Annotated in this window: 9 protein-coding genes; 5 read left to right on the forward strand and 4 right to left on the reverse strand. The window is 41.7% G+C overall.

What is annotated here, in order from left to right:
- The first annotated feature begins 209 nt into the window (after window positions 1-209).
- Window positions 210-2,825 (forward strand): cation-translocating P-type ATPase, encoded by a 2,616-nt coding sequence (locus DXA07_RS10625; protein ID WP_118484583.1) that lies wholly within the window; start codon window positions 210-212, stop codon window positions 2,823-2,825.
- Window positions 2,826-2,912: 87 nt separating this feature from the next.
- Here DXA07_RS10625 and DXA07_RS10630 read toward each other — a convergent pair whose 3' ends face one another.
- Window positions 2,913-3,374 (reverse strand): 8-oxo-dGTP diphosphatase, encoded by a 462-nt coding sequence (locus DXA07_RS10630; protein WP_117785708.1) that lies wholly within the window; start codon window positions 3,372-3,374, stop codon window positions 2,913-2,915.
- 250 nt (window positions 3,375-3,624) lie between these two features.
- Here DXA07_RS10630 and DXA07_RS10635 point away from each other — a divergent pair, with 250 nt between their 5' ends.
- The gene (locus tag DXA07_RS10635; RefSeq protein ID WP_021944919.1) at window positions 3,625-4,071 is read left to right on the forward strand and encodes a GatB/YqeY domain-containing protein; all 447 of its coding nucleotides are present in this window, start codon (window positions 3,625-3,627) and stop codon (window positions 4,069-4,071) included.
- 199 nt (window positions 4,072-4,270) lie between these two features.
- Here the strand turns inward: DXA07_RS10635 and DXA07_RS10640 are convergent, their stop codons facing one another.
- Both DXA07_RS10640 and DXA07_RS10645 read right to left on the reverse strand, forming a co-directional pair.
- A complete protein-coding gene (locus DXA07_RS10640; RefSeq protein WP_133302387.1) occupies window positions 4,271-6,379 on the reverse strand; it encodes an EAL domain-containing protein in 2,109 nt (702 codons plus the stop codon).
- Window positions 6,380-6,471: 92 nt separating this feature from the next.
- Window positions 6,472-8,088, reverse strand: a complete 1,617-nt coding sequence (locus DXA07_RS10645; RefSeq protein ID WP_243015443.1) for a polysaccharide biosynthesis protein — start codon at window positions 8,086-8,088, stop codon at window positions 6,472-6,474.
- A gap of 198 nt (window positions 8,089-8,286) precedes the next feature.
- Here DXA07_RS10645 and DXA07_RS10650 point away from each other — a divergent pair, with 198 nt between their 5' ends.
- Window positions 8,287-8,472 (forward strand): DUF4250 domain-containing protein, encoded by a 186-nt coding sequence (locus tag DXA07_RS10650; RefSeq protein ID WP_021944922.1) that lies wholly within the window; start codon window positions 8,287-8,289, stop codon window positions 8,470-8,472.
- A 162-nt stretch (window positions 8,473-8,634) separates the two neighbouring features.
- Here the strand turns inward: DXA07_RS10650 and DXA07_RS10655 are convergent, their stop codons facing one another.
- Window positions 8,635-10,122, reverse strand: a complete 1,488-nt coding sequence (locus tag DXA07_RS10655) for an AI-2E family transporter (protein WP_021944923.1) — start codon at window positions 10,120-10,122, stop codon at window positions 8,635-8,637.
- Between the two features lie 342 nt (window positions 10,123-10,464).
- On the opposite strand from DXA07_RS10655, the gene DXA07_RS10660 reads away from it, so the two are divergent.
- Window positions 10,465-10,914 (forward strand): NfeD family protein, encoded by a 450-nt coding sequence (locus tag DXA07_RS10660; protein WP_008402645.1) that lies wholly within the window; start codon window positions 10,465-10,467, stop codon window positions 10,912-10,914.
- A gap of 54 nt (window positions 10,915-10,968) precedes the next feature.
- Complete coding sequence (locus tag DXA07_RS10665) at window positions 10,969-11,904, forward strand: stomatin-like protein (RefSeq protein ID WP_008402646.1); 936 nt, start codon at window positions 10,969-10,971, stop codon at window positions 11,902-11,904.
- The last annotated feature ends 78 nt before the right edge of the window (window positions 11,905-11,982 follow it).

Raw genomic sequence — 11,982 nt, forward strand, 5'->3', positions numbered from 1 at the left:
AAAAGGCCGGGGATCGGATAACCGATATATACGTTAAAACGAGACTTTTTGTGCATATTTTTTGTGCACAAAAAGTCTCGTTTTTTATTATCAATTACAAAAAACAGCATGTACCAATCAGAATTTTTCCGAAATACAAGCAGTATGTTTAAAAAACTACTGTTCATTATCTGTCTCAGGAAAAAAAGCAAAAGAAAGGACATGGTCTTATGAAAGAAATCTATCAGCTGAACAAAGAAGAATTATTCCGAACCTGCGGTAATCCGGAAGGACTTACCACTACAGATGCTAAAGAGCGACTTCAAACCTATGGTGAAAATACTCTGGTCGAGCAAAAGAAACAAAGTGTTGCTTCTGTCTTTTTTCACCAGTTTGCCGATCTGCTCGTTATCATCCTGATCGCTGCCGCGATCGTCTCTATGGCATCCGGCAACATCGAAAGTACGATTGTTATATTTGCGGTTATTATCATGAATGCGATCCTTGGTACGATCCAATATGTAAAGGCAGAAAAATCTCTTGATTCCTTAAAAGAATTATCTGCACCAAAAGCGAAAGTATTACGTGACGGAATCAAACAGGAGATTGCATCAAAAGACATCGTACCGGGAGACATCCTGCTCTTAGAAGCCGGTGATATGATCGTCGCTGATGGCCGTATCATCGAAAATTTCTCTTTACAGGTAAATGAAAGTTCTCTGACCGGAGAGTCTACAAATGTGGATAAAGACGACTCTGATATCACCGAGGATGTTGCTCTCGGTGACCGCATCAATATGGTATTCTCCGGCAGTCTTGTTACCTATGGTCGTGCAAATGTTCTCGTTACAGCAACCGGAATGCATACAGAAATGGGTAAGATAGCCACCCTTATGAATAATACAAAATCCAAAGCGACCCCACTTCAGATCAGTCTTGATAATTTCAGTAAAAAACTGGCAACGATCATTATGGTGATCAGCCTGATCGTATTCGGTCTCCGCCTGATGCAGGGCGAGAAAATACTGGATTCTCTGATGTTCGCAGTTGCCCTTGCTGTCGCTGCCATTCCGGAGGCTCTCGGTTCGATCGTTACGATCGTTCAGGCAATGGGTACCAGAAAGATGGCTGCCGATCAGGCGATCATCAAAGATCTGAAAGCAGTCGAAAGTCTGGGCTGTGTCTCTGTTATCTGTTCGGATAAAACAGGTACACTGACCCAGAACAAAATGACAGTTCAGCAGCTTTATACCTGTGATACTCTGTTAAATGCCGACCAACTGGATCTCCATATTCCGGCACATCGTTATTTTCTGTACAACTGTATCTTAAACAACGACAGCAGTATCCGGGATGGCAAGGATATCGGGGATCCGACTGAAACCTGTCTCCTTACGATGGCAAGGAAAACGAAACTATTTGATGTCGGTGTAACAGAAGAAGTTCTGCGTGATCTGATGCCGCGTCTGGAAGAGATTCCATTTGACTCCGAACGGAAACTGATGAGCAGCAAATACCTGTTGCACGGCGTACCTACACTTCTGACAAAAGGTGCAGTCGATGTTCTTCTTACCCGCATGGATTCAATCATCACAGAGGATGGTATCCGTCCGATTACAGAGAACGACCGCGACAGAATTCTGGAACAAAACATGCAATTTTCCAGACAAGGTTTACGGGTTCTGGCACTTGCCTATAAAGAATGTTTCGATTCGGAAGTTCTGACCGCAGCCTCCGAATATGGTTATACTTTTATCGGACTTGTATCCATGATCGATCCGCCAAGAGAAGAATCCATGGCTGCAGTTTCGGATGCTATCTCCGCCGGAATCAAACCGATCATGATAACCGGAGATCATAAAGTAACGGCAACCGCTATTGCCAGACAGATCGGTATCTTCCACGATGGTGATATGGCCGTAACCGGTCAGGAAGTCGACCGTATGACCGATGACGAACTTACAGATGTCCTTCCAAAGATCTCCGTCTATGCCAGAGTTTCACCGGAAAACAAGATCCGTATCGTTGATGCATGGCAGAAGAAAGGTCACATTGTCGCCATGACCGGTGACGGTGTAAACGATGCTCCCGCATTGAAAAAAGCAGATATCGGTGTCGCTATGGGAATCACCGGAACCGAGGTATCAAAGGATGCCTCAGCTATGATCCTTGCAGATGATAATTTTGCAACAATCATAAAAGCTGTCCTGACAGGAAGAAATGTTTACCGTAATATCATGAATGCCATCCTGTTCCTTTTGTCCGGAAACCTCGCAGCCATTCTGGTAGTTCTCTACTGCTCCATCATGGCGCTTGATACCCCATTCCAGCCGGTTCATCTGCTCTTTATCAATCTGCTGACCGATTCACTTCCAGCACTTGCCATCGGTATGGAACCATCCGATAAGAAATTACTTCGTAACAAACCGCGAGATCCAAAAGCAGGAATCTTCAATAAATCCTTCTCGCTCCAGCTTATTTGCTACGGTGTTCTGATCGGTATTGTTACAACCGTCGCCTTTTATCTGGGTGATTCCGTAAATGCCCTGACTGCCAGCACAATGGCATTTGCCACACTGACGCTTGCAAGATTGTTCCACGGATTTACATGCCGCAGCGAATCCTCTATTATAAAGATCGGTATCCGCTCCAACCTCTGGAGTGTCGCCGCTTTCTTCGCCGGTGTCCTGCTGCTTGGCTTTGTCCTGCTCGCACCATTTATGCATGGCTTATTCATGATTGCCGACCTGACAGTTAAAAATGTATTGAGCATTTTAGGGCTTGCATTTATCCCAACCTTTATTATCCAGATCACACGAATAATAAAAGAAGCTGTTCGTAAATAACTGCAGCGTCAAGACTTATGAAATGGTTGTGTTGTGCCTGTAAAAGTCATGACTTATACAGAGTCGAATGCCGGCTGGCGGTTTCTTTTAATAAAACTCCAGTCGGTGTTCCACCAGCTCATCTCCTTCATAGACCAGCCGCAGAGTGAAGAAACGTTGTTCATCTTCTAATAAAAGTTTTAAAAATATGGCATCTCCTGTCCAGGTCGGAAGAGATGGCACGATGCTTTTATCTACCCATTTCAGTTCTCCTTCATTGCAGGCGGTTAAGCTTCCGGTAAAGCCATCTGCTGTAAACAGACACATCAGCTCCGGCTCACAGACATCACTGATAAATGTGATCAGACCACGGAACTGATAAGATGTCAGTGTCAGTCCTGTTTCTTCTTTTACTTCCCGAAGCAGGCAGTCTTCCGGTCCTTCTGTTCCTTCCGCATGTCCGCCGACTCCGATCCATTTATTCTTATTAATATCTTTCTCCTTCTTTGTACGATGAAGCATCAGATATTTTCCGTCTTTCTCTATATAACATAATGTTGTCATTTTCATAGTAAGTGACATAGTCTTTCATCTCCTGTTATTTGTCATATTTACCCATATGCGCTCATTATACCTTCCCCCCGGACAAATGCAACCGATAATTCAAATACAGTTGCCATATTGAAATTATCGCTTTTCCAGTGCTATAATAAGGAGCGACAGGTTGTAAACCTGTCCGATCACAATATGTGAAGCAATTACAAAACATCGACAGTTTTGCAATTACCTATATATAACTTTATACGGAGGTATGAATATAATGAGTAAAATTGATGAAGTCAGAAGCGAAATGATGGCCGCTATGAAGGCACATGATAAAGAGAGAAAGGACGCATTATCCGCACTCCTTACAGCCCTGAAAAATAAATTTATAGACAAACGTGCTGATCTGACAGAGGAAGAAGAAAACGAAGTTGTATTAAGAGAAATCAAGCTCGCAAAGGAAACAATCGATACAACACCTGCTGATCGTACCGATATCATAGATGAATGCAAGGCAAGAATCACCGTATTCGAAGAATTCGCACCAAAGATGATGGATGAAGCAGAGATCACTGCTACGATCAAAGAAGTTCTTGCAGGTCTTGGTATCGATGCTCCAACAGCCAAAGACAAGGGTAAGATTATGAAAGAGCTGATGCCTAAGGTTAAAGGCAAAGCTGACGGAAAACTGGTCAACCAGATCCTTACATCTATGATGGCATAAGCATATCAGTCTATAAAATACCAGAAAAAACTCCATGCCGGACGTCTATATATCTTTATTCCGCAGAACACTTTCGTTCGATCCGAACGTAACGGTACTAAACTCATCACCTACTGGTGATTCGTTAAAGACCGACGTTCCGAACAGGTCTGCTTCATAAAATATATAGACGTCCGGCATGGAGTTTTTAGTTTATATCTCAGCTTTCATGTCCTGACCCTTTGATCCACGACATAAGTTCATCAAGTTTAATCGGCTTGCTGTAGAGATAGCCCTGGAATGCATCACAGCCAAGTTTTTTCAGTTCATCTCTCTGAGCTTCATTCTCTACATATTCAGCAATAATCTTGAATTTCAAAGATCTGCCCAGATAGACGATTGATGCAATGATATCACGATTCGTTTCATTATGAATAACGTCTCTCGTCAGAGATCCATCCAGCTTTACAATGTTAAAATACTTCGTCTGCAAATAAACCAGCGACGTATGTCCCATACCAAAATCATCGATCAGGAATCTGTGACCTTTCGCCTTCAATGCTTCAATCTTTTTCGTTATATCAATGGACGAAGAAAGTGCATCCTGCTCCGTGATCTCAAGTCCGAGCTGTACATTTGGAAACTGGTATTTCTGTACAACATTTTCGATACATGCTTCAATGCCATCCCATTCCAGAGATTCATTTGTAAGATTGACCGACATCTTGAAATCATCCGGTACGATATCCCTTACCTGTGCCAGTGCCGCACCTGCCGTATCAAAGATAAATTTCTCTAACGTACTAAGTACCTTCTTTTCCTTGGCAAGCTGTATGATCAACGGAGGATAGATAAATCCAAATTCCGGATGCTCCCAACGGATCAACGCTTCTGCACCAATGCACCTGCCATCACGGTTCACCTGTGGCTGATACACTAAGAACAATTCTTTCCGTCTGATTGCTTCAACAAGTTCATCTGCCAGGATACGGGCCATATGTCCGATCTCATCTTCACGCTTTGTATATGGTGAGATGGAATTGTTCTGCTCCTCGCGCTGCATCTCCTCCACCAGTCTTTTGACATCACGTTTCAGACGCAGTTCCCGCTGTTCTTCATACATACGAATAAATGGTTTATAAATACACACACCAATTGCCAGACACAGGATCTGCAAAACTGCTCCTGCCCAGGAACCGGTAGCCTGATACCCACTCAGAATAACAGGCGTCGTCCAATCAACTTCACGTATCACATGCGGAACAAGTCCAAAGAACATTGCCGCATAAGTGACCAGATAATTCACCATCGGTACAAGCATAAATGGGATCAGTAGAATAGGATTCAAAATCACAGGAACTCCAAATAAGACAATTTCACTGATATTGAAGACCAAACTCGGTGCTGCCATATATGCAAGATTCCGAACACCCTTCTTTTTCGCAAACAACAGGATCGCAATCACCAGACACAAAACGGCTCCCACTCCTCCCAGAAGTACAAATACATCCTGCATTGTCTTGCTGAAAATTCCGGCTGTTATATCAGAAAAATTCTGCTTGATCACTGTGTCTAACATATTGTGTCCATGAATTCCAAAGAACCATAACGCATGTGTCAGAAAAATAATGACCACTCCTGCTCCCAGTCCATTCTGTAATGGCTTTAACAGGTAATCAAAAAAGCGTTCAACCAATTCCTGAAAACCGCTTACTCCAAATAATACCTGTAACAAAATTCGAAAAAACGCAAAAAATCCAATAATGACAACCGCCGGAGCAATTCCCTCGATTGCTTCAATATAGATACCGTCCGTATTCGTACGCTGATTTTTCACCTTGAAGAAACGACTGCTCTTCATTGTGTAATAGATCTTACCGGAAATAAGCGCAACAAACAGTGCCGTAAATGCATGCATATTGCTTAACGAATGAATGGAAAAATCATCGTACTGGATTCCGAAATACCCTACCAGAGCAGCCAGTGTGATAATTACTAAAATGATAATATTTCCTGTACCTTCATAGATTTCCTGCTTTCTCCGTTTCATAATGGCATAACTGACCGTTGTTGTTACTGCCAGAAAAACAGCAAAGAACTCATTAACACTGGCATATACGAAATTCAGAATTTCCAGTACATGTCCACCACACAATTTCGCTATAAACGTCTGATATGCAGGAATCGGTAGATTGATCAACATCGCCGCCAGGTACCCGACTACAAGAAGCGGGATCATCATGATCATACCCTGTCGGATCGCACCCAGCGCGCAGCTGCTGTCAAGCCGGTCTGCCATACGCATGATCATTTTTTTAAATTTGCTCATCTTTTGTTTTAGTGCAATAATCTGGGAGTTAATTATCACACGTTCCTTTCTCTACTCTCTCACCAGATGTAGTTTTTCTGCAAGCTTCAGGATCAGGGTTCCCTTTGGCATAGCAGGATTTCTTCCTTCGTATATCCACCGACTGCCAGAATAGCTGCTGCATAGAAAATAACTGCAAGCAGGATTGCCAGAACAACACTGACTGAATTCATATGGATCAGGTGGTAGAAGATCTGATAACTACCCCATGCAACGATTCCCATAAATATCGATGCAACAGCAGGAGCAAGATAGATCTTCTTCACATCAAGCTTTGTAGACATATATTTGGATACAGATATATGGTTAAAGATACATGCCAGTAATGAATACAGGATCGTAGCCGCTACCAGACCGAACAGCTTCGCATCTGTAAATTTCAAAATAGCAGCAAGGAATACTAAATGGATCAACAATGCAAGTGTCGCATTCTTCACCGGCTCCATAACCTTTCCGATTCCCTGCAAGATACTGTTTGTAAGTGTTGATAATGAATAAAATACCACAGATATGCAGCCGGCAGTCAATGCCTTAAATACCAGCGGATCCGCGCCACGGAACAACAGTGTGATGATCGGTTCTGATAGCACACCGATTCCGACTGCACATGGTATCGTCACCATCATCGTGATACTCATGGACTGATTGTATACATGATTCGTTTCCGCTTTATCCCCCTTGGTAAATGCTCCCGAAATATTTGGTATCAGGGTTGTTCCAACCGCAGATGCGATCGATACCGGAAGATTGATCAGCACCATGTACTGACCGGAAAAAATACCGTACAAATTTGCAGATTCAACACGATCTACATTTTTACTGTTTAAGACATTGTAGAAAATCTTCATATCTACGGTGGTCGTAATATTATACACAAATGCAGCAATAATGATCGGTGTTACGATCATTACGATCTGCCGGAATAACTTTCCATATGATTCTATATTCGACGAAACATCAGACTCTACTGTCTCCATGATTTCTTTTCTTCTTCCTGCATATGCGATCAGAATATAAATAATTCCACAGAGAACACCTGCCCCTGTTCCCATTGCACTGCCTGCTGCACCATATTTTGCATGTTCAGAGGTTCCCGGTGCAAATGGTCTGGACATCAGATAGGCAGCCAGAACGCTGACAACTGCATTTGCAATCTGCTCTATAATCTGTGATATGGAGGTCGGAATCATCGTTTTATATGCCTGAAGATAGCCTCTGTAGATAGCAAGAAAGCCCGACAGAAATATTGTCGGTGCGAGGATCTGTAAGCTTAAAATCGCATTTGGCTGTTCCTTCACCAAAGCCGGTGCAAATGCAAATGTCAGGACAGCCGCCACCAATCCGACAGATACTACATAGATAAAAGCACATTTAAATACCCGTCTCGCATTTCTGTATTCCCCCAGGGCCAGTTTCCCTGAAATGATCTTAGAAACCGCTGTTGGAATGCTGTACGTAGCGATCATCAATATCATGGAATATATTGCATACGCTGTACCATAATATCCATTTCCCTCATCTCCGATAATCTGAAATAACGGTGACCGGTATAAGAGACCGATCACTCGGGATAATATACCTGCACCTGCCAGCACTGCCGCCTGAAAAGCAAAATTTGTTCTTATACCGGACGGCTTCTTTATTTTCTTCTTTTCATTATCATTCTGCATGATTGTTTCTCCTGATTATTTTGTAACTGACTACAAGACGATCAGCTACCATTCTATCTGGTTGCACATATTTCCGGCGTCTGCTATACTAACATCGGAAATGACACACGTTTCCAATACCCTATATATATACCAGTTTTTTATACTTATTACAAATAAAATATGTAAAAGATTTTCATAAAAGGAGGTTTTCCACCTATGGCTAATCCAAATATTCCAAAAGATCCTGTTATGCTCCTCAGCTTTATTAATATGAAGCTTCGTGATTTTTATCCGAGTCTGGATGAATTATGTACGGATCTGGATCTGAATGTAAATGATGTTTCCGAAAAACTGGCATCTGCCGGTTTTAACTACGATGGAAAATTAAATCGATTTATCTGATAAAATGCTTCTAATTCAAAGAAAATAACTATTTTATCCTATTGCAAAAGGAACGCCGGCAAATCTCTAACCGGGTATTTACCCCACAGAAATCTGCCGGCTTATTCTATCACATAAAGCTACACTATATGTGCCCTGTCATTTCTGAATATGCTACGTTTCCTACATTTGATCATCTTTGTCGTCATCACTGCTCTGTTTTTCCGCTTCATGCTTCGTTGCTGCCAACTGATCGTCAGCTTTCTCTGCATGCATCACTTTCTCAATCTGCTGATAAAGCTTCTTCGCATGCCTCTTTGCTTCGCGATCTGCCTTTGCGGCTGCTTTTTCCTCCGGAGTTTTTTTATGAAAACGGATATCCTCCTCTTCCTCTGTCAGATAGATTGGCTTTCCGGTTTCTTCATCGATCCGTTTGATCCGCTCAAATTCCGAGGACACCGATACCATATGCTTCTTTTCCAGCTTGTCGGTACATGTCTTATTGATATACATGTAGACACATGCAAATACCGGAACACCCAGTAACATTCCGTAGAATCCGAAGATACCACCGCCTACGATAACCGCGGTCAGAACCCAGAAGCTGGAAAGTCCCGTTACATCACCAAGGATCTTTGGTCCTAAAATATTTCCATCAAACTGCTGAATACACAGGATCATGATAAGCAATATGATACTCTTGATCGGATCTGCGATCAGAACAATAAACACACATGGGATCGCACCGATGATCGGACCAAAAAACGGAATTACATTTGTCACACCAATGATAACACTGATCAGCAATGCATATGGCATATCTACGATCGTTGTCAAAATAAATGTTATAATCCCGATTATGATCGAATCCACGATCTTACCATTGATAAACTGACTGAATATCTTATTTACACTTGCAAGTCCATCCAGAATGATATTCGCGTTTTTCAGTTTAAACAGTGCATAGACGATTTTCTTGCCTCTGGAAGCCAAATATTCCTTATTCGCCATCACATAGATAGATGCTACAATACCGATCAGGAAATTATAAATGAACTTCAATCCGCCCACAACACCGGAGCTGATATTCAATACAATCTTATCCAGATTCGGAACAACATCTGTATTTACCCATTTCTGTAAGCGGTCATATACAGTGTTTACGACATTCATTACCATTTCTTCGGATTCGCCAAGGTTCTTGAATTTATCATAAATGGTATTGATCGCCTTCATGATATTATTATAGTAATTATCCATATTGGATATAAGAAGATTGATACTGTCGATGACCTGTGGCACTACCATCCAGATCAAACCCGTGAGCAGACCAAGGAACAAAATGATCGTTATAATGATCGATATGGCTCTTGATACATGAAACAGTTTTTTCTTGTCTTTGATCACCCGATCCTGTAAGATCGTATGACACAGGCGATCAAAAAAGATAAGCACCGGATTCAACAAAAAAGCGATCACAAAACCAATTATAATCGGTGCTGCCGCCCCGGTTATCGTATCCAGTACCTTCCGAAAGCCTGTCCACTCCTCCAATATCTTATTAAATACAAGCGCTGCTGCAATTACCAGAAATATGATCGTTCCCGCCTTAAACAGCCGTCTTTTTTTTTCATTTCCCAATTTTGTCTGATAACCTTTCCCTTTCCGCATTCAAAACCCAACATCGGATATGTCGTTTCATTCCATTCCTGTAACAACACATCAATGGATTTATTCTTACATATAATTATAAACAACCTGAAAAAATTATATACTGTTTCAAAAAGTCAAGCAATAGCATTTCCTATTTTTAATAGATTTAAAATAGATTTAACCATGACTTTACCAAATCCAAAATCGTTCAAAAAATGAACCTTAAATAACCCTATATTTTTGAAAAAAGCATTGTCGATATCTGGGTTACATAGTAAAATAGTGACATGTTTAAGGGTTCTTAACAAACCACAAAACTTATTTTGCCTAAGACCGGGGAGGCATAAAGGAGGTGTTCTTATGGAAAATGAATTAATCTGTCAATTAATTATCTGGTCCGTTATCTTTATGGTCTGTATAATTATCGAAATCATTACTCTCGGACTTACAACCATCTGGTTCGCGGGAGGAGCTTTGGTATCTGCGATCTCTGTATTCTTTGGTACATCACTGATCATCCAGATATTGATCTTTGCAGTTATTTCATTAGTTCTTCTGTTTACTACAAGGCCTGTGGCTTTAAAACATTTCAAATTATCCGATATGGAAAAAACAAATGTTGAAAGTCTGGTCGGCAAACAGGTGATCGTATCTGAAACCATTGATAATCTAAAGGCTACCGGGCAGGTAAAAGTAAATGGTCTCGAATGGACCGCACGTGCTGCTGATGAAACTGATATTATTCCCCAGGGAACCGAAGTCACGATCAATGAGGTTTCCGGCGTAAAACTTATTGTCAGCAGAATATAATTTATTTAATTTGACAGATACTATATCTGTCGCCACTTAAAGGAGGTACTTATTATGGATTCACCACTCACATGGCTGGTAATTATCTTAGTATTCATTGCTATCATTATTATCTGCAGCACAATCAAGATCGTCCCACAGGCACATGCTTACGTTATCGAACGTCTGGGAACCTACTGCGGTACATGGTCCGTAGGTCTTCATATGAAGATGCCTATTATCGATAAGATCGCACGTCGTGTTACCTTAAAGGAACAGGTTGTAGACTTCGCTCCACAGCCGGTTATCACGAAAGATAACGTTACAATGAGAATCGATACTGTCGTTTTCTTCCAGATCACAGATCCAAAGCTTTTCTGCTATGGTGTTGAAAATCCGATCATGGCAATCGAAAACCTGACAGCCACTACTCTCCGTAACATTATCGGTGATCTCGAACTTGACCAGACACTGACATCCAGAGAGACAATCAACACAAAGATGCGTGCTACTCTGGACGAAGCAACTGATCCTTGGGGCATCAAGGTAAACCGTGTTGAGCTAAAGAATATTATCCCACCTGCAGCGATTCAGGATGCCATGGAAAAACAGATGAAGGCAGAACGTGAAAGACGTGAACAGATCCTGAAAGCAGAAGGTGAAAAGAAATCTGCAATCCTTATTGCAGAAGGTAACAAACAGTCCGTTATCCTGGAAGCAGAAGCTGAGAAGCAGTCACAGATTCTTCGCGCAGAAGCTAAGAAGGAAGCAACGATCCGTGAAGCTGAAGGTCAGGCACAGGCTATCCTCGCTGTACAGCAGGCAAATGCAGACAGTATCCGTCTCTTAAATGAATCTGCTCCATCTAATCAGGTTCTTACGATCAAGAGTCTGGAAGCATTCGCAAAGGCTGCTGACGGCAAGTCAACCAAGATCATTATTCCATCTGATATTCAGGGTGTTGCAGGACTTGCAACTTCATTATCGGAATTAGTAAAAACAGAGAAATAAGATTGAACTGATTCATTGGTAATATTAAAAACTGCCACTGTCAGAATGAAACCGTTATTGGGTAACCATTCTGATAGT

The organism is Clostridium sp. AM54-37XD (genome assembly GCF_003478225.1).
Taxonomy (GTDB): domain Bacteria; phylum Bacillota; class Clostridia; order Lachnospirales; family Lachnospiraceae; genus Coprococcus; species Coprococcus ammoniilyticus.